Source organism: Nonomuraea sp. NPDC002799 (assembly GCF_053592075.1).
This window is the reverse complement of sequence record NZ_JBSFVA010000004.1, coordinates 399,662-423,847: the sequence shown is the minus strand read 5'-3', so window position 1 is coordinate 423,847 and position 24,186 is coordinate 399,662. Positions and strand designations below refer to the sequence as shown.

The window sequence follows — 24,186 nt, the reverse complement described above, 5'->3', positions numbered from 1 at the left end:
ATTCACCACGAGCCGCCGCCAGGGGCCAGCATGGTGACGGTCACCTTGAGCGGCTCATCATGGGAGGGCTGGCTGCCGCGACCATAGACGGCCTGGGTAACCATCCATCGGCCGATGCACCCCTGGCAGAACCGGCGAGGCGGGCGGCCCGGCGTCCAGGACGGTGGTTCCAGCGCCTCCTCCACGATTTCGAAGTCGGCGTCCATCTCGCGGCACAAGATGCAGTCGTTGCGGGCGTGGGGGTAGGGCAGCACAGGCTTGGCGAGGGGCTCCATGACCCGAAAGTGTAGAGAAAAGGGTGTTGCCGTACTTGCTGAACACCCAGACTTCTCAACACGTTTTTCAACAGACCGCGAAGGCGGGAGGGATCGTTCCGAGCCCGTCCGGCGTGGATGTTGAGAATCGTTCGATTCTCAACATGGTCAACAAGGTGCCGTGACCTCAGGGGGCGGTCAGGCCGGATCGGGCGCGCAGGCGGTTTCGGGTGACCGTCCGTCCTCGATTTTCGCGATGGGCTCGCCGGCGAGATGTTGTAGCGAGCTCTGCAGTGTGGTCCGGGCCAAGGGGGCGAGGTCGGCCAAGAGCTGGTTCTCGATCGTCTCGATGTCGGCGCGGGCGGCTTTGAGGGCGCGGTCGCCCTCGGGGGTGGCCTCGATGATGCGGGCTCTCCGGTCGGCGGGGTCGGGGCGGCGGCGCACCAGGCCGGCGTCCTCCAGTTCGTCGAGGATGAGGACCAGCTTGCTCTTGTCGACCGATACGGCCTGGGCGAGGGCGAGCTGGGTGCGGGCGGGGGCTTCGACGACGGCCACCAGCACCGTGTAGCCCCACAGGGTCATTCCGTGCTCGCGCACCGCGGCGGTCTCAGCGGTGGCCAGGCCTTGCTTTAGTCGCGCGAACAGCCAGTGCAGGTCCTGGTGCAGTCCGCTCCCGTGCGGGCCTTCGGATGTGGGGGCGTGGGCCATGGACAGCATGATACCAAGCCAAGATGTTCTTGACTTGAAATTATCTTGGCCTATATTGATTGCGATTCCAGACAATCTTGAATGTGAGGCAATCTTGTGACGCATCTTCTGCATCTGGACGCCAGCGGACGCAGCGAGTCGTTCTCCCGCAGGCTCGGCGAGACCTTCGTGGCCGACTGGCGTGCCACCCACCCGGACGGCGTCTACACCTACCGGGACCTGGTGGCCGATCCGGTGCCACCCATCGACGAAGACCGGGTCCGCCTCGCCACCCAGTCATCGGTGAACGGGGTGCGCGACATCGAGACCATGGACCAGGTGGCCGCCGGCGCTCCCGAACTGGCCAGGAGTTGGGCGACCACCCGCCCGCTGGTGGAGCAGCTCCTCGCGGCCGACGTCCTGCTCCTGGGCGTGCCGATGTACAACTTCACGGTGCCTGCCGCGTTCAAGGCGTGGATCGACCGCGTCACCCTGCCCTGGCTGCCGCTCAAGGGGAAGTCAGCCGTGGTGCTGAGCGCGCGCGGCGGCGCCTACGGACCCGGCACCCCCCGCGAGCACTTCGACTTCCACGAGCCCTACCTGCGCGCCTACTTCTCCGTGCTCGGACTCGACGACGTCACCTTCGTCCATGCCGAACTCACCCACGCCACGGTTATGCCCTTCCTCGCGCAGTTCCGCGACCAGCACGAGACCTCCCACGCCGCGGCGCTAGGCGCGGTGCACGCCCTGACAACCCGGGTGCGCGCCGAGACGCCGTCCTGACCACGACTCACCGACCCATCAGCGAAGCGAAGACAGAAGGACAACCCACACCATGAACACCGATCTCAGCGGCCGCGTGGTCCTGATCACCGGCGCGTCGACCGGCATCGGCGCCGCGACCGCCCGCGCCTACGGTCGCGAAGGCGCCCGCGTGGCGATCACCTACCGCAACCACCCCGACAGCGCCGAGAAAGTGGCCGCCGACGTCGAGGCCGCCGGCGGGCAGGCGCACATCGTCCGGCTCGACCTCGAGGACCTGGCCACCATCGACCATGCCGTCGCGACCGTCGTCGAGCGCTGGGGCGGCATCGAGGTCCTCATCGCCAATGCCGTGCGCTGGGGCGGCGATGGGCCGCCCGATCCCAGCGTCCGGTTCGAGGACGTGCCCCTGCAGGAATGGGACGCCATGATCGGCGCCAACCTGATCGGAACAGCGGCCACGGTCCGCGCCGTCCTGCCCAGCATGCGCACCAGGAGCTGGGGCCGTATCGTGCTGATCTCCTCAAGCGTCGCCGAGGAGGGCCTGCCCGGTCCGGGGCCCTATGGCACCGCCAAATCCGGCCTGTACGGCCTCGCCCGCAGCCTGGCCTGGAACGGCGGCCGCGACGGGGTCCTGGTCAACGTCGTGGCGCCGGGCTTCACCCTCACCGACAGCCGCCCCGATATCCCCGCGTTCGTCACCGACGCCCTCGCCGCCGCTACCCCCACGCACAGACTGTCCACCTCCGACGACGTGGCCAACCTCATCGTCTTCCTGGGCTCGGGAGCCAACGGCAACCTCACCGGCGAGGTGATCCGGGACGGCTCCGCCGCCGCCCGAGCACCGCACATCGGCGGATAGCGGGAACCACATCAAAAAGCTCCCCGCCCCTGGCGGGTGGGGAGCGCTACCCACTCATCACGGACCGACTATCCGGGTGCATCCTTCTACTGGCGGTGGAACGGAATCCGGCGTTAACCACGTGCAGAGGACCGCATCGGCAGGGGTCGCTGACCTGGGAGAGCCCCGTTGACGCCGGATTCCGTTCCAAATCTCTCTGACCCCCGTCCCATGCGGGAACATCGCCGCAGCGCCATCACCCGCTGGATCAGCTCAAGGTGTCAGACCCAGCTGGCGAAGCTGTACCGGCCGTAGGGGCCGCCAGCCGCTGGTGTCGAGCTTGGCGAGCTCCGCCTCGACGTCCACGTTGATGACGCCGAAGAAGTTGATGTTGTCGCTGTGCCCGGGCGAGATGTGCGACAAGATTTCGTCGCTCACCTCCCGGCCCTGCGAACGCAGCTCCAGCACCGCTCTGGAATAATATTCTGTCGTCCAGGCGACCACCGAGTTGGTCAAGACGGTCAAGCACCACGCCTGCTCCGTCTGCTGCTCCAGATGCGGGCGGGTGATCGTGCCCTGCTGGGCGTAGTGCAGGTCGCGGCGCAGCGCGTGCAGGCTCTCGCCCTTGTTCAATTGCCGCGAGATCTTCCTCCTGAAGGCCGGGTCCGACAGGTACTTGGCCAGGTGAACGGTCCTTCTGAGCATGCCCCACTCCTTCAGTGCGGCGGCCAAGGTGTTCTGCCGGGAGGCGGCCGACCACTTGCCGACGATCAGCGAGGCGGTGGCCTGGCCGTACTTCAGCGACCCGGCCATCCGCAGCAGGTCCGGCCAGCAGCCGGCCACCAGGTCCTCATTCCAGCGCGCGCCCAGCAGCGGCCCGGCGTGCGGGTAGCGCTTGGCGATCTCGGTCGGGGTCTCGTCCCGTACCAGGGTGACCCGGGTCAGGTCCCGCAAGCGCGGGGTCAGTGCCTTGCCGACCAGGTCGAACAACGCGAAGTTGATCAACGTGGCGCCGTGACTGTCTGCCGCGTGCTCGGCGATCGGAAGGTCGGTGGGCACGAACCCGGTCGGCGCCCCCGCGGGCACCTTGCGGCCGCCGAGCCGGTTTACTCCTTCAACACGGCCACCGCCTCCATCAGCTCAGCCGTGCCCGGCCCGCCCTGGAAGTCGATCGCGGCCAGCACGTTCGGGGTGAACTGGCGCAGATAGGTGCAGGAGGACCCCAGCTCCGACAGCCGGCCGTGATCGCGGGGCAACGGCTTCCACGCATCAGAGGTGATCTCCCGCAGCCGCTGCATGCCGATCCGCTCGCGCAGCATCCCACTCACCTCATCGTCCGGGATCGACGGGTCGGCCAACACCGGCAGGATCATCTCCATCACCAGCTGCCGGGCCTCGCCCTTCTTGGCCCGCTCGACCAGCGCCTCATCCGTCTTGGACTTCGCCCGCGACTCCCGCGCGCTGACGGCCTGGTCGAACAAGGCCACCACCTCATCGAGCTGGTCGACCGCAGCCTGCGCGGCGAACGCCAGCAGGATCGGGAACTTACGCTCCTTGCGCCGCTCCAGCCCCTGGTTGGTTGAACGGCGCGCAACCTGGGCCAGGAACCGGCGCCGCTCGTTCGGCAGCACCGACACATCCATCCGGTGGGCGTCGATCGCGCGCAGCCAGGTCAGCTTGTCGATCGCGGTCTTCACCGACGTCGCTGACGCGTCCCTGGCCGGGCTGACCAGCCACTCCAGCCGGGTCATCCCCAGCCCCGCATCCACCGCCAGCATCCGCTCCAGATCGGCGCGGACCTCTGCCGTCAGCAGGTGCCCCACCAGCTGCGAGGTCAGATCGGAGGCCGCTTTGCGGGCCGTGCCGACCATCTTGGCCAAGATGAGCGCACCGGGCCGGATCACCTTGGCCGCCATCAGGTACTCGCGTGCCAGGTTGAACAGCAGCGTCGGCGAGTCGTGCTCCATTGCCCGGTCCAGCAGGAACTGCTCCAGCTCCTTCATCGCCTGGCTGCCCGCCGGGGCGGTCTGCCACCCCAGATACTTGGCGACCAGGCCCAGATGATCCGAGCGGGTCTGGTCGCGCTTGCCGTACAGCCGCAACGCCACCGGCGCCACGCTCAGCCGCTCCGCGACCCGGGCCACGGCGGCCGGTGGCGCCGAGCCCACATCGTCGGGCACGAACCCGAGCCATGGCAGCGCGCAGAGCTGGACCAGCATGCCCAGCCGGTCGACAGGGCCTCGCCCGCCGGGACTCACGAACGCCACGTCAGCCGCTGTCGGCGTGAAATACCGGATCAACTCATCCGCGCTGATCTCCGGGAACGAGCGCAGCTGCTCCAATTGCTCCTCGGAGAACATCTTCTCTGACAACGCACCACTCCACCTGTCGTACCGGACAAAACCGGAACGACCGTAGCGGCAGTGATCACCAACCGGCCACAGGAGGTCAACTCCTCCGTTATCGCAGGTCAGACGTTACTTCGGTGAAAATTTCTTCATTGCTACCGGGACCCCTGACGGCGACCCGGGCGTTCTTCCGCGACTGCCAGGAGTGGGAATGGATACCGCGCCGCTTCGACCCCGTCCGAGTCCTGGCTGCCCCCAGGACGGTGAAGGGACTGCTCGGCCCTGACCCGCGCGTCATCGCCGATGAGATCTGGGCCAAGCTCTTGTGGGCTGGCCTGAACATGCAGCCCGAGGACCTACCCACCAGCTACAACCGCCTGCGCTACCCGATCGAGCTCCTGCGAGCGGTCGCCTTGGCCTGGCTGTTCAGCGGGCAGCGCAGCGACGAGATCGCCCGCCTGCCCGTCGGCTGCGTCCGCTGGCAGCACGACGGGTTCCCCATCCCCGGCGACTCCCGTGAGGTTCTCGTCCAGGACGCGGTCTGCCTGCTGGACGTCCCCACTCATAAGACCGGCACCGCGTTCACCAAGCCCGTCGATCCGCTCCTGGGCAAGGCGATCGAGGCCTGGGAGCAGGTACGGCCCGAGCAGCCGACCTTCACCGACCGCAAGACCGGAGTGCAGGTCCATCTGCTGTTCGCGCTGCGGGCCCGCCGGATGGACAAGCACTACATCAACAAGACGATCATCCCGGCCCTCTGCGCCAAGGCTGGAGTCCCGACCGCCGACGTCCGCGGCAACATCACCAGCCACCGGGCCCGCTCCACCATCGCCTCGCAGCTCTACAACGCCAAGGAACCCATGACTTTGTTCGAGCTACAGGCCTGGCTCGGGCACGGCAGCCCCGAAAGCACCCAGCACTACGCCAAGCTCACCCCCAACACCCTCTCCAAGGCCTACCGGGACGCCGGCTACTTCGAACGCAACGTCCGCACCATCGAGGTCCTGCTCGACCGTGACGCCGTCACCTCCGGCGCCGCCGCCACCGGCGAGCCCTGGCAGTACTACGACCTCGGTCACGGGCTCTGCAGCTACACCTTCTTCGAGCAGTGCCCCCACCGCATGGCCTGCGCCAAGTGCGACTTCTACGCCCCCAAGGACTCCTCGAAGGCCCAACTACTCGAAGCCAAGGACAACCTGCAGCGCATGCTCGCCGCCATCCCCCTCACCGACGACGAACGCGCCGCCGTCGACGACGGCAAAGCCGCCCTGGACAAACTGCTCGAGCGCCTGGCCGACGTCCCCACCCCAGCGGGCCCGACGCCCAGGCAGATCGGCGCTCCAGCCGGAACAGTGCTTCTGCCGATCATCCAAGTCCAGCAGAGATCCACTTGATCGCATGGCAAACGCCGATCAGTTCAGAACCAGGGTCGCTGCGGCACAGTGGGAGGCGTGACACGACCACCGAGCGAAGACTACGTCCGCCTCTTCCCCGAGATCGGCTCAGCCGGAAGCCTGCAGGCCGCGCTGCAGGATGCGTTCGATCAGGCGGGCTATGAGCTGACGGCGCTGCTGACCGGCGCTCCCGGGTGGTGGGACTGCGCTGCACGGGTCGGAGACGGTCATCGGCATGTGAGCGTCGTCGCAGCCAGCCAGGAGCGCTGCCTGTTGATGGAGTTCTGGGGTCAGGGCGTCATGATGGTTGAGGCACAGACCAGCGATCTGACCTCCGCAGCGAAGGCCATCAGAGCCTGGCAGGAGGGCTCTCGCCTGGCTGAGGTGAAGGCCGCGTGCCCGTTCATCGAGTACGGCAGCCTCGCCGAGGCACACGAACGGGGGGATGCGGTCGCAGCCAAGTGGGTGAGCTACCGGACCACCTCGGCCTCACACGTCGACCACGACCTGATCGAGGCCGCCTCCACCCAACCCCTGCTACGAGCCCTGTTCCCCTTCCACAGCCACCGGACGCTGAACTTCAGCCGCTGCACCGGCTTCCCCTACACCCACGACATCCCCGTGATCACTCCTCGGACGGATGGGACATACCGCGTCACCTGGCGCGACCGCTCACCCGACGGACCCGCCATCGCAGAAGCCGACACCCCCCACGAGGCCGTCGCCGTGGTCATCGCCCACCTCCCGGACAACTGCGGCCCGGCCGTCGCTGGCACAGCCAACGACCTTGACAGCCCAGCCGCAGATTCCACATAACTCGCAGGTGGGTGGTGGAGAGGACACTGTCGTGGATCAGTCAGCGCAGGCGGTGCGTACGTGACTATGAGCGGTTATCCGAGCATCACGAGGCCATGGTCTTATGGGCGATGATCATCCTCATGGGACGACGACTCGCACGATCCACATCTCCCCAGTCGACCTGACGATCAGTTTGTACACGGGCACTGAACGAGCGTCTGGTCGTGACACCATGACGCCATGGCCCGATGGATACGCCTCTATCACCCCGCGGAAAACACCTGGTCCTTCTACGAACTTGATGACCAGGAATGGGCCGTCCGGCAGATCGATCTTCAAGGTCCCGACCAGCGCCCCACCACAGCGGCAGACCTTGATGAGGTGCTCCGCCTTCGCGATCAGTACGGGTTGGCCGAGCTTCAGGCCTACGAACGTCGTTACGGCGTCCTTGCCGAGGGCAGCCTCGAAGGCTGGCAGGACGCCGATCAGGCCACCGAGATCACACGCCAGGCGTTCGAGACACTCTGGACCGAGGCCAGACAGCGCCTCGCCGGGCCTGGGTCGACCGAGCCCGCGGCGACGAACTCCGTCGCACACGCGCTGAGCGACCCCGCCGAGCCACCGCTGCGCCCGCTGCCTGACCAGGTTACAGAGCTGTTGAAGGCGCTGAACTGCCCGCCGCGGTTGGCGGCGCACCTGCGTCTCGTCCATGACGTCGCCTGGCAGATCACCGACTGGGTCCAGCAGCGGCACCCCCGTCTTCACTTCGACAGGCACGCCGTGCTTTTCGACGCCGCGACCCACGACATCGGCAAGTCCCTGCACGTCAGCGAACTCTCCGGACCCGGCTCGAGCCACGAGTCGGTCGGGCGGGACCTGCTGATCCGCCACGGGTTCGATGACGCTCATGCTCGCTTCGCGGCCACTCACGCGTCCTGGGGAGACAGCGGCATCACCCTCGAAGACCTTCTGGTGAGCCTCGCCGACAAGGTTGGGAAGAACAAGCGCGTCCTGGACCTCGAGGACCTCGTCGTGACCCGCCTGGCTCAAGCAACCGGTCAGCAGCCATGGGAGGAATACGCCGCCCTCGACGAACTCCTCACCCAGATCGGCGACACCGCCGATCAGCGGCTGACCTTCCAGGCCGCCTATCCGATTCACGGCTGAGACGCACAGCCAGAGCCGAACCCCCAGAGTCAGTCTCTCCCATCAGATCACCCTGGAATTCCCACACTCTGAATAAGACCCTCCGCCACTAAACCAGGGGATATCGCATCTGGTGAGATGGTGATCACGCGACGTCCGGCTCCCTGGCGCAGGCTGGCGGTGCTCGGGGCTCTGATGCTGGCCGCCCTCACCTTCAACACCGCGGAGAACCTGCCCGTCGGCCTCCTGAAGCTCATGTCCGAAGACCTACGGGTGTCCCTGTCGGCGGTCGGTCTCCTGGTCACCGGTTACGGCGTTACCGTGGCCATCGCATCTGTGCCGATCGCCCACGTCGTGCGGGCCGTGCCCCGACGTCATGTGCTGACGGGACTGCTGGCCGCGCTCGTAGTGTCCAGCCTCATTGCCGCGCCGGCCCCCTCTTACTGGCTGCTCCTCGTGGCGCGACTGCTGACCGCGCTCGCCCAGGCGCTGTTCTGGGCCGTGATGGGGCCGGTCGCGGTGGGCCTGTTCGCGCCCGAGGTCCGGGGACGTGTGGTCGGGGCGCTGTCCGTGGCCGGTTCGCTCGCCCTCGTGTTCGGTGTTCCCGCGGGGACCTGGCTGGGCCGGCAGAGTGCCTGGCAGGTGCCCCTCGCCATGCTCGCGGCTCTGGGGCTTGTCTGTCTGGTGACGATCGCCGTTCTGCTGCCGACTTCGCGTCCGGAAGAAGAGCCCGCCGCCTACGCGACCAGTCCTGACACCCGGCGGTTCGGGACGGTGCTGGCGGCCGGGACCTTGTCCGCCACCGGGGCGTTCGCGGGATACACCTACATCGTGACGTTCCTGGGCGACGTGAGCGGGTTCTCCCCGAGCGCGGTCAGCGTCCTGTTCGTGGTTTTCGGTGTCGCGTGTCTGGCCGGAGTGAGCCGGCATCGCGGCAGGTGCCGCGATGGGGGGACTCATTCTGCCGCTCGCCGGCGTACGGACCACCTTCCTCGCCGGCGGGCTGCTGACCGTCGGGTCCTGCGCGGTCCTGCTCGCCGGCCGGCTGCTGCGTGGGCGCCGCCGCACATGGTGATCCTCAGTCGCCGCCCAGGTCGTCAGCCCGTCAGTGTCAGCGGATTGACCAGGTCGGCGTAGACGAGCAGGCCCGCCATGATCATCATGACCAGTGCCATCACGTACGTCAGCGGCAACACCTTGGCGATGTCCACGTAAGCGGGCTCCGGCCGCCGCATGATCTTGGCGTACGCCCGCTTGACGCCCTCCCACAACCCGCCCGCGATGTGCCCGCCGTCGAGCGGCAGCAGTGGGATGAGGTTGAACATGCCGATCGCCAGGTTGAAGCCGGCCAGCAGGTTGACGAAGATGGCGATCTTCTTCTCGTTGGACAGGTCCGAGGCGAGGATCTCGCCGCCCATGCGGCCCGCGCCGACCACGCCCACCGGGCCCTCAGGGTCGCGCTCCTCACCGGAGAAGGCCGCGTGCCAGACGCCGACCATCTTCTCCGGCAGGTTGAGTATCGAACCGGCGACCCGGCCGGTGAGCTCGCCCATGTAGCCGATGACCTGGCCGACGCTCTGCGTCTGCATGACCTCGGTGGGCGCGACGCCGAGGAAACCGACGTTCTTGTCGATCTTCGCCGGGTCTTCGAGGTTGGGCCGGTCCTGGGCGATGAGCGTGACGTTGAGCGTCATGGCCTTGCCGTCGCGGACGATGCCGAGCGCGACGGGGCCGGGCCCGTGGGAGCGGATCAGGCGGGTGGCGTCCTCCCAGGAGCCGATCCGCGCGCCGTCGAAGGACACCATGCGGTCGCCGGCCTTCATGCCCACCTGGGCGGCCGGCGTGGGCTTGTCGGTGGACTTGCAGGCCGCGCGCTGCTCCGAGATCGGGATCACGCAGGTGTTGGTCTCGGGCGACACGATCGGCGCCCAGCTGGGCAGGCCGATGCCGACCAGCAGGATGGTGAAGAAGATGAAGGCGAGCACGAAGTTCATCGCCGGGCCGCCGGACATGATGATGACCTTCTGCCACCACTTCTTGCGGTAGAAGACGCGGTCCTCGTCTCCCGGCCGCACCTCTTCCTGCGCGGCGTCGCGGGCCGACTCGATGAGACCCTGGAACGGCCCCGTCGAGTTGCTCCTGACCTTGGTCGGGTCGTCGCCGGGACGCGGCGGCAGCATGCCGATCATGCGGATGTAGCCGCCGAGCGGGATCCACTTGAAGCCGTACTCGGTGTCGCCCTTGCGCCGCGACCACGCCGTCGCGCCGAAGCCCACCATGTACTGGGTCACCCGGACACCGAAGATCTTGGCCGGCACGAGGTGGCCGATCTCGTGCAGTGCGATGGAGAACATCAACCCCAAGAGGAAGACGATGATCCCCACGAGATAGAGCCAGTTCATCTGGGCGCGCTCCATAGCAGACGACAGGGGAGACAGAAAGGTCCGACAACCTCAGACTAGTCGAACTCGCCGCGCCCCACGGCTGGCATGCCTTTTGACTGCCATTGACAGTGCGCAATCAAACGATCACGCTGAGAGACGACGGAGGGGGACGTCTTGATCCAGATCCTGATCGCCGAGCATCTGCCGCTGGTGCGCCGTGGCCTGCTCGCCACCCTGGAGGCCGAGCCCGACCTGCGGGTGGTCGCCGAGGTCGGGCGACCGGAGGAGGTGGTGGCCGCGGCGCTGTCCAGCGGGCCCGACGTGGCCGTGGTGGATCTCGACCTGCCGGGACTGGCGGTGACCGTCGCGCTCGCCGAGCAGGCGCCGTTCTGCGGGGTGCTGGTGCTGTCCGCCCAGCCCAATCCCTGGCAGGTGCGCCAGGCGCTGGCCGGGCGCGCGCTGGGCTTCATGAGCCTGTGCGTGCCGCCGGAACGGCTGGCCGAGGGGGTGCGCCAGGTGGCGGCCGGCCGCCAGGCCGTCGAGGCCGAGCTGGCCGTGGCCGCGCTGCAGAGCGCGGCGAACCCGCTGACCAGCCGGGAGCTCGACGTGTTGCGGATCGCGGCGGGCGGGGCGCGTTCGACGGAGATCGCCGACCAGCTCTTCCTGTCGGTCGGCACCGTACGCAACCATCTGTCGCGGATCATGTGCAAGACGGGCGCCCGCAACCGGCTCGACGCCGTGCGCATCGCCAGCGACCACGGCTGGTTGTGAGGAGGGGAAACGGGACCCCGGCAGAGCCGCGCCGCTCCACCGGGGCCCGATTCACCTAGAGGATCTCAGTCCGCCGAAGCTCACTGCCAGTGACCGCCATCACGACCTCACCCATGTGAAACGTCATCATGGACGCCAGATGAGCACCAGCGCGCAGTCGTCGTTGTGTCCGGAGGCCATGGCGTTGACGAGCGCCCTGGCCCCGTCGCGAAATCCCGACGGCAGCAGCCGCTCGGCCTCGCCGAGCAGCCGGTCGAGCCCGGCGTCGATGTCGCGCCCCGGCTGCTCGATCAGCCCGTCGGTGTAGAGCAGCAGCGCGTCGCCCTTGCGCAGGGTGCCGCTGTCGGGCTCGCAGTGCAGGTCGGGCACCACGCCGAGCACCACGCCCTTGGCCGTGGCGACCTGCCAGTTGCCCGTGCCCGCGTCGAACTTCACCACCGGCGGATGCCCCGCCGAGGTGATCGTGTAGTCGCCGGTCGCCAGGTCGAGGCGTACGTGCACGGCGGTCACGAATCCCTCGTCGCCCCGCTGGCGGTGCAGGTAGGCGTTGCAGGCGGGCAGGAAGTCGTTCACCGAGCCGAGCAGCCCGCCGAACGTGCCGGACAGCAGCAGCGCCCTCGTGCCCGCGTCGACTCCTTTGCCCGACACGTCGACCAGGGCGATCTCGACGGAGTCGCCGTCACGCATGGAGACCAGGAAGTCGCCGCCGAAGGAGGACCCGCCGGCCTGCTTGAGCACCACCTTGCCGCCCCAGTCCTTCGGCAGCGCGGGCAGCTCGCCCTGGCTGCGGAGCCGGTCACGCAGCTCCAGCAGCATCGCGTCGCCGCGCAGCCCCTGCACGCCCAGCTTGCCCCTGGTGCGGGCCATCAGCACGGCGAGCACGGTGGTGAAGACGATCGTCACGGTGAGGCCCAGCCCGACCCGGGCCACGCCCAGGTTGATCGCGATGTAGCCGAGCGCGACGCCGACGCCCACGAGCAGCTTGACCAGGCTGCGCAGCCGGAGCTGCAGCCCGCCGATCAGGGTGACGAGGATGAGCAGTGACGGCGAGAACCATTCGGTCGAGACCTTCGCCGCGAGCACGCCTATCACGAGGGCGAGCCCGGTCAGCGTGATGAGCAGATTGCGGTCACGGCCCAGCGGGCCCCGGCGGAGGAAGCGGACGACGGCCACCAGGAAGGGCACCCGCACCAGGACCGCACGGACCCGTGGCGGGATCAGCGGCGCGGGTCGGGAACTCATGATGCGCCTGACTGTATCGGTCTGACCCGTGTTTGGGCAGCCCACTTGACCAAGGCCTTGATCATTAAGCACGGATATTGGGTGGCCCTTCCCCTTTGCCCGCTCCTACCTTGGACAGATGACGTACCCGATCCGCCCGATTGACGAATCAGAGTGGCCGGCCTTCCAAACCGTTCTGGAAGAGGCCTTCGGCTGGACGCCGCACCCCGCCCAAACGGCCCGGTACAAGGCCGAGACGGAGTTCGACCGCACGCTCGCCGCCTTCGACGGCGACACCATCGCGGGCGTCACCGCCATCATCAGCTTCACGATGACGGTCCCCGGCGGCCGCCTGCCCGTCGCGGGGGTGACGAGCGTCAGCGTGCTGCCCTCGCACCGCCGGCGCGGCGTCCTGTCCGCTCTCATGCGCAGGCAGCTCTCCGACATCCGCGAGCGCGGCGAGTCCGTGGCCGCCCTGTACGCCTCCGAGGCCCCCATCTACGGCAGGTTCGGGTACGGCAGAGCCGCCGGCGAGTTGTCGTTCCGCGTCCAGAAGCAGGGCTCGGCCTTCGTCAGGAACGCCCCGGCCGACCCGTCGCTCAGGCTCAGGGTCGCCAAGCCCGCCGACGTACGTGATGAGCTGGAGAGCATGTTCGCCTCCGTCGTGGCCGGGCGGCCCGGACGCTACGACAGGGCCCCCGTCTCCTGGGACGGCGTGCTGGCCGACGAGGAGGCCGACCAGCGCGGCGCGGGGAACCTCCGCTCGATCCTGGCCGAGGACGACGGCGGCGTACGCGGTTACGCGCTGTTCCGGATCAAACCGTCCTGGGACGGCAACGGCGTGGCCGACGGCGAGCTGCGGCTGCTCGAACTGGAGGCGGCCGACCCGGCGGCCTACGCGCTGCTGTGGCGCAGCGTGCTGGATCGCGATCTGGTCTCCAGGATCGAGGCGGCCCACCGGCCGGTGGACGACCCGCTGCTGGCGCTCATCGCCGATCCCCGCCAGCTCCGTACGAGCTGGTGCGACGAGCTCTGGGTCCGCCTGGTCGAGGTGGACCGGGCGCTGACCTCGCGGGCGTACTCGGCGCCCGTGGACGTGGTGATCGAGGTCGAGGACGACGTGTGCCCGTGGAACGCCGGGCGCTGGCGGCTGACCGCCGACCTGACCGGCGCCGCGTGCAAGCCCGTCGACGAGCAGCCGGACATCACGCTGCCGGTCGTCGCGCTCGGCTCGGCGTACCTGGGTGACGGCATGCTCATGGAGTCGCTGGCGGCGGGGCTGCTGCGCGAGCACGCGCCGGGCACGGTGCGGGCGCTGGCGCTGGCCATGTCGTGGAGCCCGAAACCGTGGGCGGGCCTGACCTTCTGACGTAGGCTCGGCGGCATGGCACTGCAAAGCCTGCAGATCACCGCGACCATCGCCATGCGCGCCCGCGACGTCTCGAAGCCGTCGAAGGAGCAGCAGGAGGCCGCCGACCGGCGGCCTCTGCGCGACGAGATGCCCAGGCGCGACGCCAAGCGCGAGGCCAAGACCGAGACGAAGACCGAGGCCAGGAGCAAGGGTCAGGGCTAGGGCAGCGAGGGCAGCTGGCCGATCGTCTCGTAGGTGTCGAGCTGCGCGATGCGCCTGGCGTGCCGCTCACCGCCGGAGAACGACGTGCTCAGGAAGACCTCGACGAACCTGGTCGCGTCCTCCTCGGAGTGCATCCGGGCGCCGACGCTGACGATGTTGGCGTCGTTGTGCTCGCGGGCGAGGCCGGCCGTCTCCTCGCTCCAGGCCAGGGCGGCGCGGATGCCGCGCACCTTGTTGGCGGCTATCTGCTCGCCGTTGCCGGACCCGCCGATCACCACCCCTCTGCTGCCGGGGTCGCCCGCGACGCCCTCGGCGGCCCGCAGGACGAACGCGGGATAGTCGTCCTCGGCGTCGTAGACGAAGGGACCGCAGTCGATCACGTCGTGACCGTGGTCCTTGAGCCAGGACACGAGGTGGTTCTTGAGCTCATAGCCGGCATGGTCGGCACCGATGTAGACACGCACCTGCCCAGTCTTCCACAGCCGCGCCGCCCGGGCTCGCCGCTACAGTAAGGGTCTGTTCGATCTTCAGTCCTTACGAAAGCAGAGATTCATGCGTGAGATCCGTGTCGCCGGCGATCCGGTCCTGCGCACGCCCGCCGATCCGGTGACGGGCTTCGACCGCGAGCTGCGCCGCCTGATCGAGGAGATGTTCCAGGCGATGTACGCGGTCGACGGAGTGGGTCTGGCCGGCCCGCAGATCGGCGTGTCGCTCCGGCTGTTCGTCTACGACGTCAGCGGGCGCAAGGGCCACGTGATCAATCCGGCGCTGACCGTCGACGACCCCGAAGAGGTGCTCGACGAGGAGGGCTGCCTGTCCGTGCCCGACCGGCAGACGCACCGGCCGATCTACGCCCCGGTCGCGCGCTCGGCGGGCGTGACCGTCGAGGGGATCGACCGGTTGGAACGCCCGGTGCGGCTCAAGGCCCGCGGCACGCTGGCGCGCTGCTTCCAGCACGAGACCGAGCACCTCGACGGCAGGCTCTACGTGGACCGGCTGCCCAAGAACGAGGCGCGCAAGATCATGCTCAGGACATAGATTGGCCGTATGACCGTACTTTCGGGTAAAGGGGCATTGGTCACGGGTGGCTCCCGGGGCATCGGCAGGGCCGTCGTGGAGCGGCTGACCCAGGACGGCGCGGAGGTCGTCTTCTGCTACCAGCACGCGGGCGAGGCGGCGCGGCAGGTCGCCAAGGAGACGGGCGCGCACGCCGTACAGGCCGATCTGGGGAGCAAGGAGGATCTGGCGCGGCTGTTCGCCGAGGCGGAGGCGCGGCTGCCCGGCGTGGACGTCCTGGTCAACAACGCGGCCACCACCGAGGGGCAGAATCTGATCACCGACGTCACGGACGAGGACTACGAGCGGGTGTTCGCGGTGAACACCCGGGCGGTGTTCCTGGCGATCCAGTGGGCGGCGCGGGTGATGCGCGACGGCGGGCGCATCGTCAACGTCTCCAGCCTCAACACCCAGGTGCCCGCGCCGGCCCTGGCGCTCTACTGCGGCAGCAAGGGCGCCGTCGAGCAGATCTCCAAGGTGGCCTCGCGGGAGCTGGGCCCGCGCGGGATCACGGTGAACGTGGTCTCCTCCGGCGCCACCGACACCGACATGTTGCGCGGCGCCAACCCGCCGGAGGCGCTGGCGGGCACGCCGGCGATGACCGCGCTGCGGCGTCTGGGCCGGCCCGACGACATCGCCGCCGTGGTCGCCTTCCTGGCGGGCCCCGACGGGCGCTGGGTGACCGGCCAGAACGTGCTCGCCACCGGCGGCCTGCTCGTCTAGCCCCGGGGCGGGCCCGGCGCCCACCCCGGCCCCGCCTCGACCTCTGCGGGCCCGCCCTGGCTAGAGCCGCACGGCTTTGATCTCGGCGGGTCCGCTCCCGCTAGAGCTGCACGGCCTTGACCTCGAAGTACTCCTCCAGGCCGTGCTCGCCGAGCTCGCGGCCCACGCCCGACTGCTTGTAGCCGCCGAAGGGGGCCAGCGGGTTGAACCGGCCGCCGTTGACGGCCACCTGACCCGTGCGCAGCCGGCGCGCGACCGCGAGCGCGCGCTCCTCGGTGCCGCCCCAGACCGCGCCGGCCAGGCCGTACTTGGTGTCGTTGGCGATCTCGACGGCCTTGTCCTCGGTCGTGTACGGGATCAGCGACAGGACCGGCCCGAAGATCTCCTCCTGCTCGATCGTCATCCCGGGCTCCACGCCCGCGAACACCGTGGGCTCCACGTAGTAACCCCGGTCGTACGGGCGCTCGGTGCCGCCGGCGACCAGCCGGGCGCCCTCCTCCTGGCCCCGGTTGATGTAGCGGATCACGCGCTCGCGCTGGATGGCCGACACCAGCGGGCCGACCCTGGTCGTCTCGTCGAAGGGGTCGCCGACGGTGTAGCCGCGCGCCACCTCGACGGCCAGGCGGACGGCCTCGTCGTACTGGTCGCGGTGCACGATCATGCGGGTCAGCGCCGAGCACGTCTGGCCGGCGTTGACGAAGCAGGCTCCCACCCCGACCTTGACGGCCAGGGCCAGGTCGGCGTCGGGCAGGATGATGTTGGCCGACTTGCCGCCGAGCTCCAGCGCGACCCGCTTGACCGACTCGGCGGCCAGCGCGGCGACCCTGCGGCCCGCGGCGGTGGAGCCGGTGAAGGAGACCATGTCGACCTCGGGGTGGGCGGCCATGGCCTCGCCCACCACGGGGCCGCGCCCGCTGACGAGGTTGAACACGCCGGGCGGCAGGCCCACCTCGTCGAAGATCTCCGCCAGCGCGTACGCGGCCAGCGGCGCCACCTCGCTCGGCTTGAGCACCACGGTGCAGCCGGCGGCCAGCGCGGGAGCGGCCTTGCAGATGATCTGGTGCAGGGGATAGTTCCACGGCGTGATCGCGGCGACCACCCCGATGGGCTCCTTGACGATCAGGGAGTTGCCGACACGCGACTCGCGCGGGTGGCTCTCGGCCAGCTTGGCGAAGGAGGACAGGACGCCGGCCGGCATGAGCGTCTGCACCTTGAGCGCGAAGCCCAGCGGAGCGCCCATGTCCGTCGCGATCGTCTTGGCGATCTCTTCGGATCTCTGTTTCAGCAGCTCGGCCGCGTCACCGAGCAGTTTGCCGCGTTCTGCGGCAGTTGTCGCGGACCAGGCCGGAAAGGCTTCTCTGGCGGCGGCGGCGGCCGCCTCCACGTCATCGGGAGAGCCGGCGGGCACTCGGTCGATGATCTCTTCGGTGGCGGGGTTGACCACCTCGATGGGCTCGTCCGACGCCGACGCGGTCCAGGAGCCGCCGATATACAACTGACGCATGGCCACCATCCTGACAGCGCCACCGGAGACAATGCGAGGGCTCTGGCGCGGCGGGGGATAAGCCTTCTCCCCCGCCACCGGCCTTCGTTCCCGTCAGCGTATGCCGAATTCCCGGCCCAACCGAGACATGTCAGTCGAACTGGGGACGCTTGGTGCGTGAGCGCTTCAATTCGAAGAAGTCCTCGAACGAGGTGACCGCCAGCACGCCGTCCCAGAGCCGGCCCGCGTCCTCGCCCCGGAGGATCTTGGTGATCACCGGCCCGAAGAAGGCGTTGGCCCCGACGCGGATGATCGGCGTGCCGACCTCCTGGCCGACCAGGCCGATGCCCTCGTCGTGGGAGGCGCGGATGGCGTCGTCGTACGCCTCTGCGTCCATGGCGTCGATGAGGTCGGCCTCGAGCCCGGCGGCCTCGATGGCGGCCTGGACGGTCTCGCGCAGACGCTCGGGCTGCTTGCTCAGGCCCTCGTTGTGCAGGCGGGTGCTGATCTCGGTGTAAAGGGTGCCGATGACGTGGTCACCGTGCTTGGCCGCGGCGGCGGCGATCACCCGGATCGACCCCATGGCACGCGCGGCACGGGCACGATAGTCGTCGGAGACGTCTTTGTCCTCGTTGAGGAAATAGAGCGACATGATGCGCCAGCGAGGCTCGATCGGGCGAACCTTCTCTACTTCGAGCAGCCAGCGTGACGTAACCCAAGCAAAGGGACAGGAAGGATCGAACCACAGATCCACGGGAATCTTTTCAGTCACGTGGGGCCATAACCTGAGGTGGTTCGATTCCTATTCCCGGCATGGCAGGATACGGACAACCCCGACGAAGTGGTGAAAAGGAGCGCAACTTGGCAGGCAACCTGACCCGGGACGAGGCTCGTGAGCGCGCCCGGCTGTTGAAGGTCGAGTCGTACGAGGTGGCACTCGACCTGACAGAGGGGGACGAGCGCTTCGAGAGCGTCACGACGGTCCGTTTCACCAGCACCCGCCCGGGCGCCACCACCTTCATCGACCTGCACGGCGCGCAGGTGCGCCAGGTGACGCTCAACGGCCAGGACCTCGACGTGGCCGGCTACGACGCCGAGAAGGGGCGTTTCCCCCTTCCCGCGCTCGCCGAGTCCAACGAGCTGCGCGTGGACGCCGACTGCGAGTACATGCGCAGCGGCGAGGGCCTGCACCGCTTCGTCGACCCCGTGGACCAGAAGGTCTACCTGCACAGCCAGTTCGAGACGGCCGACGCGCACCGCATGTACGCCTGCTTCGACCAGCCCGACCTCAAGGCCACCTTCCAGCTCACGGCGCTCGCCCCCGCCGACTGGGAGGTCGTGTCCAACGCCGCCGTCTCCGAGATCACGGAGCTGGCCGAGGAGAGCGGCAAGCACGGCACGGTGCAGGCGGCCAGGCGGTGGGAGTTCCCGCCCACGGCGGTCATGTCCACCTACATCACCGCGCTGGTGGCCGGGCCTTATCACAAGGTGACCGCCGAGCACGACGGCATCCCGCTCGGCATCTTCTGCCGGGCCTCGCTGGCCGAGCACCTCGACGCCGACAACCTCCTTGAGGTCACCCGGCAGGGCTTCGACTTCTTCCACCGCGTGTTCGGCGTCCGCTACCCGTTCGGCAAGTACGACCAGCTCTTCGTGCCCGAGTTCAACGCCGGCGCCATGGAGAACGCGGGCTGTGTGACGTTCCTGGAGGACTACGTCTTCCGCTCCAGGGTCACCGACGCGGCCGTCGAGCGGCGCGCGGAGACGATCCTGCACGAGATGGCGCACATGTGGTTCGGCGACCTGGTCACCATGCGCTGGTGGGACGACCTGTGGCTGAACGAGTCGTTCGCCACCTACATGTCCGTGCTCGCCCAGGCCGAGGCCACCCGGTGGGGCAAGGGCGCGTGGACCACGTTCGCCAACGTCGAGAAGTCCTGGGCCTACCGCCAGGACCAGCTCCCCTCCACGCACCCCATCGCCGCCGACATCCCCGACATGCAGGCCGTCGAGGTCAACTTCGACGGCATCACCTACGCCAAGGGCGCCTCGGTGCTCAAGCAGCTCGTCGCCTACGTGGGCCTGGACAACTTCCTGGCCGGCGTACGCGACTACTTCGCCGAGCACGCCTGGGGCAACACCGAGCTGAAGGACCTGCTCACCGCCCTGGAGCGGACCTCGGGCCGCGACCTGTCCTCCTGGTCGAAGGAGTGGCTGGAGACCGCCTGGGTCAACACGCTGCGCCCCTCGTTCGAGGTGTCCGGGGGCCGGTTCACCCGGTTCGAGGTGCTGCAGGAGGCGCCGGCCGACTATCCGACGTTGCGTTCGCACCGGATCGCGGTCGGCCTCTACTCCCTGGCCGACGGCAAGCTGCGGCGTACCAAGCGGGTGGAGCTCGACGTGGTCGGCGCCCGGACGAACGTGGCCCAGCTCGTCGGCGAGGCTCAGCCCGATCTGGTCCTGCTCAACGACGACGACCTGACCTACGCCAAGATCCGCCTCGACGACGACTCGCTGCGGACGCTGGTCGAGGGCGGGATCACCACGTTCACGGAGTCGCTGCCGAGGGCGCTGTGCTGGTCCGCGACCTGGGACATGACCCGCGACGGCGAGATGTCCACGCGCGACTACGTCAAGCTGGTCGTCTCCGGCGCCGGGACGGTCTCCGACATCACGGTCCTGCAGGCGGTGCTCCGGCAGGCCCGGATGGCCGTGCAGCAGTACGCCGACCCGGCCTGGCAGCAGGAGGGCCTGGCGCTGCTGGCCGCGGAGCTGCGTGCCCTCCTCGCCGCGGCCGAGCCGGGATCGGACCACCAGCTCGCCTTCCTGCAGGCGTTCGCCGGGGCGGCCACATCCGATGAGGACCTGGCCCTGCTGGCGGGCATCCTCGACGGCTCGGCGGCGCCCGAGGGGCTGAGCGTGGACACCGACCTGCGCTGGACGCTCGTGCAGGCGCTGGTCTCCGGCGGCCGGCTGGACGAGGCCGCCATCGAGGCCGAGCTGGAGCGCGACCCCACGGCGACCGGCGAGCGGTCGGCCGCGATGTGCCGGGCCTCGATCCCGACGGCCGAGGCCAAGGCCGCGGCGTGGGACCGGATCGTGAGCGGCAAGCTGGCCAACCACATCGCCCGCACCACGATCCGCGGGTTCCAGGACCCGCTCCACCCCGAGCTGCTGACGCCCTTCCGCGCCAAATACTTCGCCGAGGTCGGGCGGATCTACCAGGAGTGGACGTTCGACCAGGCCTCGACGTTCGCGGTGGGGTGTTTCCCCTCGCTGGTCATCGAGCCGGCGACCGAGCAGGCCGCGCAGGACTTCCTGCAGAACGCGCAGCCGCCGCAGGCGCTGCGGCGGCTGATCCTGGAGGGCGCCGACGGCGTCAGCCGGGCGCTGAGCAACCGCGAGAAGGACGCCGCGTCCGCTTAAAAGGCTCACCTTTCGGTAAGGCCTCCGCCCGTGACGGCGGGGGCCTTTCCGCATGACGGGGCGTGAACGGCAGGTGTGAATCCCGGCCCCGGAGCGGCTCGCGCCGACTTGGCCATGCCATCCGAGGTGCGGTGTTAGCCTCGGGTACGTGCTCGGCGCGGGGACCACTCTCAACGACCGCTACGTGCTCACCGGTCGCCTCGGCGGCGGTGGCATGGGCGAGGTGTGGCGCGCCGACGACACGGTGCTCGGGCGCGCGGTGGCGGTCAAGGTGCTCACGCCCGCGCTCACCGACAACCCCTCCTTCACCCAGCGCTTCCAGAACGAGGCCAGGGCCATGGCCACGCTCCGGCATCCCGGCGTGGTCGACGTCTACGACTACGGCATCGCCGATGTCGACGGCCGTCAGGTGAGCTTCCTGGTCATGCAGTATGTGCGCGGCGAGTCGCTCGACCGGATCCTGGCGCGCGGACCGCTGGGCTCCGAGGCCGCCATGCGGCTGGTCGCGGAGGTCGCCGACGCGCTGGCCGCCGCGCACGCGCAGGGCATCGTCCACCGCGACGTCAAGCCGGCCAACCTCATGGTGCGGCCCGACGGCGGCGTGGCGCTCACCGACTTCGGCATCGCGCACTCGGTCTCGGCCGGCCACCTGACGGCCACGGGCACGATGCTCTGCTCGGCCGGCTACTGCGCGCCGGAGATGGCCACGGCCAGCGACGTGACCCCCGGGGTCGACGTCTACGCGCTGGGCGTGGTCGCCTACGAATGCCTGACGGGACGGCTGCCGTTCGAGGGCGACACGCCCGTGCAGATCATCTTCAAGCACCTCAACTCACCCGTGCCCCGGCTGCCCGCCGACGTTCCTCCTGGGCCGCGGCAGGTGGTGGAGCGGGCGCTGGAGAAGACGCCCGACCTGCGCTGGGCGACGGCGGCGCTGATGGCCGAGGCCGCGCGCAAGGCGCTGGCCGCCCCCGGGCAGTTGCCCACGCCGCGCCGGGGCCGCGGCCGCACGCTGCGGGCGGTGCTCACGATGGTCGCCGCCGTGGCCGTGACCGCGGCCGTGGCGGGCTCGGTCTGGCTGCGGCCCGCCCAGCCCAACTCCGGCACCGAGGTGCCGCCGCCGCCCATCGGTGAGACCACCACCGCCGGCGTCGTCCCGACCACGGCGCCGCCGCCCACCGCGGGCCGGCCGTCGGCGCCGCCCACCAGGCACAGCCCCAGCGGCAAGCCGTCCCGCACGACCGGTGTGCCGACCGCCACCGCGACGGTCACCGCGACGCCGAGCGTGACGCCGCCCACGGCCACGCCGACCACCTCCGAGCCCGAGCCGACCCCGCCGCCCACCACGTCGGCGGGCCCCGAGGAGCCCACGGCCGAGCCCACGGTCAGCCAGGCGCCCGGCGAGATCCAGTGCATCCGCGCCCCTTGCCAGTGATCGCTCCGGGCGGACGGCGCTGATCCGGGTTGGGTAGCCTGGGGTCCATGATCGCCGTGTGACCCCGCACGTCGGCTTCCGCATCCGTAACCGCTCCCCGACCGTGAGAAAGTCAATCGCGTGGACTCGACTCGTGACCTGTTCATCGCCCTCGCCCGCCGCTACGCCTTCGCCGACCTCGGCGCGCTCGCGCCGGCGGCGGAGATCGCCGCGGTGTGCGAGTTCGGCCAGCGGCTGCTCTCGCTCGACGCCGAGGACTTCGCGGCCGAGGCGAAGGCCGTGCCCGCCGACCTGCGGCGGCGCGCGCGGGCCTGTCACATGCCGCAGACGCCGCGCGAGCAGCCGCGCGGAGCGCTGGAGTCGTTGCGCCCCGCCTACGACCTGCTCCTGGAAGTGATCGCCGTGCGGTGGCACCGGCGCGAGCTGAGCCCGATGATCGCCGCGGTCCACATCGCCAGCGAATACCTGCCGCTCCTGGCCATCGAGCCGCAGCTCGGCCACGCGGGCGATCCGGCACGCTGGCCGGCCGGGCTGAGCGCCAGCGGCAGCCGGTTCGGCGTGATCGGCGACCGCGACTGCGACCACACCAAGTCCGAGCAGAGCGCTACCAACCGGACACTGCGCGTGTCAGTGGAGCCGGCGGAGGGCTGGCGCGCCTACTTCGACCGCCAGCACAGCCAGCTCGCGGGCGCGATCGGCGTCTGCGTCGCCACCTGCCGCAACCCGTGCTCGGCGATGGACTGGATCGAGCCGGAGCCACGCGCCGACCTCCAGGTGCGCGCCCGCACGGCGCTGGCCTTCTCCGAGACCCCGCTCGTACGCCTGCGCCACGCGGCGCCGGTGGGCCACGGGTTCGGGGTGCCGTCGCCGGAGGAGGTGCTCGACGCGTGGGAGCGCAGCCGGGCGGCCCTCGACAAGAACGTGGTCGGCGCCTCGGCGCTGAAGGAGGACGGGTTCCCGCTGCCGGGGCTGCCCACACTGTTCTCGGCCATCGCCGATGCGCCCATCGCGCCCGCCACCCTGCTCGGCGGCGTCAGCGAGCACGTCGTGAGCCTCCTCGAACGCCTCCCCGCCTGACCACCGGCGCGGGTCGCCGCGCCCGGCCCGGTGGTCAGCGGCGGGCCGTGGCCTGCTCGCCGAGGGCGCCGATGCCGTACAGCAGGCCGCCGACCAGGTCGCCGACGCTGAACGCGGTGGCCATCGACATCGCGGTCAACCGGCACGCGCCGTCGCTCAGCCGCCGCCTGGCCTTCTCCCCGGTCACGATCTCCAAGGCCCGGCCCGTGAGGTCCACGAAGATCACCACGGCGTCGTCCGCCTCCTCGCCCAGGGCGGCGTGCAGGCGCTCGGCGAAGTGCCGCCGCCCGCCCACCGGCTCCCCGAGGAACACGCCGAACCGCAACCCGCTGCGACGTTCGGCGGTGAGCAGCGTCCGCCTGACGTCATCGGCCTGTGCGGCGGTCAGTCCTCGCATCGTCACCTCACCATCCGGCGCGGGCGCCCAGAAGCGGCCGCGTCACCATCCGGCGCGAGCGCCCGAAGGCGGCCGCGTCACCATCCCGCGGAGGCGCCGCCCACGCGGCTGCCCGGCTCGGCGGTCTCGGCCGTGACCACCCAGTCGTGCTCGGGTATGTCCGCCCAGTGCGCCACCCGATCGGCCAGCACGAGGCCCGACGTGCTCACGCCGCGCTCGCTTCTGAACGGCCCGCCCAGCCACACCGGGCCGGACTCGATCCGGCGCTGCGCACCGCGCCCCGGCAGCATGACCATGAGGCTGATCAGCACGAACAGGCCCAAGGACACCCCGATGAGGAAGAGCAGGATCTCTATCGCGCTGTTCACAACAAGAACGTAATCCTCGTTGGCGGGTCCGGCCAGACCCGT

Annotated in this window: 25 protein-coding genes; 14 read left to right on the top strand and 11 right to left on the bottom strand. The window is 69.6% G+C overall.

Features of this window, described 5'->3' with window-relative positions; translation table 11 throughout:
- Nucleotides 1-2: 2 nt before the first annotated feature.
- Together ACWD0F_RS11325 and ACWD0F_RS11320 are read right to left on the bottom strand one after the other, a co-directional pair.
- On the bottom strand, nucleotides 3-275 hold the full coding sequence (locus ACWD0F_RS11325; RefSeq protein ID WP_449874240.1) for a hypothetical protein: 273 nt from the start codon (nucleotides 273-275) through the stop codon (nucleotides 3-5).
- Between the two features lie 177 nt (nucleotides 276-452).
- Nucleotides 453-962, bottom strand: a complete 510-nt coding sequence (locus ACWD0F_RS11320) for a MarR family winged helix-turn-helix transcriptional regulator (protein WP_449874238.1) — start codon at nucleotides 960-962, stop codon at nucleotides 453-455.
- A gap of 96 nt (nucleotides 963-1,058) precedes the next feature.
- On the opposite strand from ACWD0F_RS11320, the gene ACWD0F_RS11315 reads away from it, so the two are divergent.
- Together ACWD0F_RS11315 and ACWD0F_RS11310 are read left to right on the top strand one after the other, a co-directional pair.
- Nucleotides 1,059-1,724, top strand: coding sequence for an FMN-dependent NADH-azoreductase (locus ACWD0F_RS11315; protein ID WP_449874236.1), 666 nt, complete (start codon nucleotides 1,059-1,061; stop codon nucleotides 1,722-1,724).
- Between the two features lie 52 nt (nucleotides 1,725-1,776).
- Nucleotides 1,777-2,565, top strand: coding sequence for an SDR family NAD(P)-dependent oxidoreductase (locus ACWD0F_RS11310; protein ID WP_449874235.1), 789 nt, complete (start codon nucleotides 1,777-1,779; stop codon nucleotides 2,563-2,565).
- A 252-nt stretch (nucleotides 2,566-2,817) separates the two neighbouring features.
- Here ACWD0F_RS11310 and ACWD0F_RS11305 read toward each other — a convergent pair whose 3' ends face one another.
- Together ACWD0F_RS11305 and ACWD0F_RS11300 are read right to left on the bottom strand one after the other, a co-directional pair.
- On the bottom strand, nucleotides 2,818-3,603 hold the full coding sequence (locus ACWD0F_RS11305; protein WP_449874234.1) for a Tn3 family transposase: 786 nt from the start codon (nucleotides 3,601-3,603) through the stop codon (nucleotides 2,818-2,820).
- Nucleotides 3,604-3,650: 47 nt separating this feature from the next.
- A complete protein-coding gene (locus ACWD0F_RS11300; RefSeq protein WP_449874232.1) occupies nucleotides 3,651-4,916 on the bottom strand; it encodes a DUF4158 domain-containing protein in 1,266 nt (421 codons plus the stop codon).
- Between the two features lie 128 nt (nucleotides 4,917-5,044).
- Here ACWD0F_RS11300 and ACWD0F_RS11295 point away from each other — a divergent pair, with 128 nt between their 5' ends.
- The 4 genes from ACWD0F_RS11295 to ACWD0F_RS11280 all read left to right on the top strand — a co-directional run bounded on the left by ACWD0F_RS11295 (nucleotide 5,045) and on the right by ACWD0F_RS11280 (nucleotide 9,367).
- A complete protein-coding gene (locus ACWD0F_RS11295) occupies nucleotides 5,045-6,286 on the top strand; it encodes a tyrosine-type recombinase/integrase (protein WP_449874230.1) in 1,242 nt (413 codons plus the stop codon).
- A gap of 48 nt (nucleotides 6,287-6,334) precedes the next feature.
- The gene (locus ACWD0F_RS11290; RefSeq protein ID WP_449874228.1) at nucleotides 6,335-7,102 is read left to right on the top strand and encodes a DUF6193 family natural product biosynthesis protein; all 768 of its coding nucleotides are present in this window, start codon (nucleotides 6,335-6,337) and stop codon (nucleotides 7,100-7,102) included.
- A gap of 222 nt (nucleotides 7,103-7,324) precedes the next feature.
- On the top strand, nucleotides 7,325-8,251 hold the full coding sequence (locus ACWD0F_RS11285) for a hypothetical protein (protein WP_449874226.1): 927 nt from the start codon (nucleotides 7,325-7,327) through the stop codon (nucleotides 8,249-8,251).
- A gap of 117 nt (nucleotides 8,252-8,368) precedes the next feature.
- Nucleotides 8,369-9,367: an MFS transporter gene (locus ACWD0F_RS11280; RefSeq protein WP_449874224.1), complete on the top strand. Its 999-nt coding sequence runs from the start codon at nucleotides 8,369-8,371 to the stop codon at nucleotides 9,365-9,367.
- Here ACWD0F_RS11280 and ACWD0F_RS11275 read toward each other — a convergent pair.
- Nucleotides 9,328-10,632, bottom strand: coding sequence for a M50 family metallopeptidase (locus tag ACWD0F_RS11275; protein ID WP_449874222.1), 1,305 nt, complete (start codon nucleotides 10,630-10,632; stop codon nucleotides 9,328-9,330). The genes ACWD0F_RS11280 and ACWD0F_RS11275 overlap by 40 nt on opposite strands.
- A gap of 156 nt (nucleotides 10,633-10,788) precedes the next feature.
- Between ACWD0F_RS11275 and ACWD0F_RS11270 the strand changes: the two genes are divergently transcribed.
- Nucleotides 10,789-11,385: a response regulator transcription factor gene (locus ACWD0F_RS11270; protein ID WP_449874220.1), complete on the top strand. Its 597-nt coding sequence runs from the start codon at nucleotides 10,789-10,791 to the stop codon at nucleotides 11,383-11,385.
- A 126-nt stretch (nucleotides 11,386-11,511) separates the two neighbouring features.
- Here ACWD0F_RS11270 and ACWD0F_RS11265 read toward each other — a convergent pair whose 3' ends face one another.
- Nucleotides 11,512-12,627 carry a PP2C family protein-serine/threonine phosphatase gene (locus tag ACWD0F_RS11265; protein ID WP_449874218.1) on the bottom strand — a complete coding sequence of 372 codons (1,116 nt, stop codon included), beginning with the start codon at nucleotides 12,625-12,627 and terminating at the stop codon, nucleotides 11,512-11,514.
- A 118-nt stretch (nucleotides 12,628-12,745) separates the two neighbouring features.
- Between ACWD0F_RS11265 and ACWD0F_RS11260 the strand changes: the two genes are divergently transcribed.
- Both ACWD0F_RS11260 and ACWD0F_RS11255 read left to right on the top strand, forming a co-directional pair.
- A complete protein-coding gene (locus ACWD0F_RS11260) occupies nucleotides 12,746-13,975 on the top strand; it encodes a GNAT family N-acetyltransferase (RefSeq protein WP_449874217.1) in 1,230 nt (409 codons plus the stop codon).
- A 15-nt stretch (nucleotides 13,976-13,990) separates the two neighbouring features.
- Entirely contained in the window at nucleotides 13,991-14,179 is a 189-nt protein-coding gene (locus ACWD0F_RS11255) for a hypothetical protein (RefSeq protein ID WP_449874215.1), read from the top strand.
- Here ACWD0F_RS11255 and ACWD0F_RS11250 read toward each other — a convergent pair.
- Nucleotides 14,176-14,643, bottom strand: coding sequence for a ribose-5-phosphate isomerase (locus ACWD0F_RS11250; RefSeq protein WP_449874213.1), 468 nt, complete (start codon nucleotides 14,641-14,643; stop codon nucleotides 14,176-14,178). The genes ACWD0F_RS11255 and ACWD0F_RS11250 overlap by 4 nt on opposite strands.
- Nucleotides 14,644-14,731: 88 nt before the next feature.
- On the opposite strand from ACWD0F_RS11250, the gene def reads away from it, so the two are divergent.
- Nucleotides 14,732-15,217: a peptide deformylase gene (def, locus tag ACWD0F_RS11245; RefSeq protein ID WP_449874211.1), complete on the top strand. Its 486-nt coding sequence runs from the start codon at nucleotides 14,732-14,734 to the stop codon at nucleotides 15,215-15,217.
- A gap of 9 nt (nucleotides 15,218-15,226) precedes the next feature.
- Nucleotides 15,227-15,958 carry an SDR family oxidoreductase gene (locus ACWD0F_RS11240; RefSeq protein WP_449874209.1) on the top strand — a complete coding sequence of 244 codons (732 nt, stop codon included), beginning with the start codon at nucleotides 15,227-15,229 and terminating at the stop codon, nucleotides 15,956-15,958.
- A 100-nt stretch (nucleotides 15,959-16,058) separates the two neighbouring features.
- Here the strand turns inward: ACWD0F_RS11240 and ACWD0F_RS11235 are convergent, their stop codons facing one another.
- Nucleotides 16,059-17,462, bottom strand: coding sequence for an aldehyde dehydrogenase family protein (locus ACWD0F_RS11235; RefSeq protein ID WP_449874207.1), 1,404 nt, complete (start codon nucleotides 17,460-17,462; stop codon nucleotides 16,059-16,061).
- Between the two features lie 130 nt (nucleotides 17,463-17,592).
- Nucleotides 17,593-18,195: a mycothiol-dependent nitroreductase Rv2466c family protein gene (locus ACWD0F_RS11230; protein ID WP_449874293.1), complete on the bottom strand. Its 603-nt coding sequence runs from the start codon at nucleotides 18,193-18,195 to the stop codon at nucleotides 17,593-17,595.
- A gap of 107 nt (nucleotides 18,196-18,302) precedes the next feature.
- Between ACWD0F_RS11230 and pepN the strand changes: the two genes are divergently transcribed.
- The 3 genes from pepN (at nucleotide 18,303) to ACWD0F_RS11215 (ending at nucleotide 23,379) form a co-directional block, all read left to right on the top strand.
- On the top strand, nucleotides 18,303-20,867 hold the full coding sequence (gene pepN, locus ACWD0F_RS11225) for an aminopeptidase N (RefSeq protein WP_449874206.1): 2,565 nt from the start codon (nucleotides 18,303-18,305) through the stop codon (nucleotides 20,865-20,867).
- Between the two features lie 148 nt (nucleotides 20,868-21,015).
- Nucleotides 21,016-22,302, top strand: a complete 1,287-nt coding sequence (locus ACWD0F_RS11220; RefSeq protein ID WP_449874204.1) for a serine/threonine-protein kinase — start codon at nucleotides 21,016-21,018, stop codon at nucleotides 22,300-22,302.
- Between the two features lie 120 nt (nucleotides 22,303-22,422).
- Nucleotides 22,423-23,379: a hypothetical protein gene (locus ACWD0F_RS11215; RefSeq protein WP_449874203.1), complete on the top strand. Its 957-nt coding sequence runs from the start codon at nucleotides 22,423-22,425 to the stop codon at nucleotides 23,377-23,379.
- Nucleotides 23,380-23,413: 34 nt separating this feature from the next.
- Here ACWD0F_RS11215 and ACWD0F_RS11210 read toward each other — a convergent pair whose 3' ends face one another.
- The gene (locus ACWD0F_RS11210) at nucleotides 23,414-23,776 is read right to left on the bottom strand and encodes a DUF5130 family protein (RefSeq protein ID WP_449874201.1); all 363 of its coding nucleotides are present in this window, start codon (nucleotides 23,774-23,776) and stop codon (nucleotides 23,414-23,416) included.
- A gap of 77 nt (nucleotides 23,777-23,853) precedes the next feature.
- On the bottom strand, nucleotides 23,854-24,144 hold the full coding sequence (locus ACWD0F_RS11205; protein WP_449874199.1) for a hypothetical protein: 291 nt from the start codon (nucleotides 24,142-24,144) through the stop codon (nucleotides 23,854-23,856).
- Nucleotides 24,145-24,186: the final 42 nt, after the last annotated feature.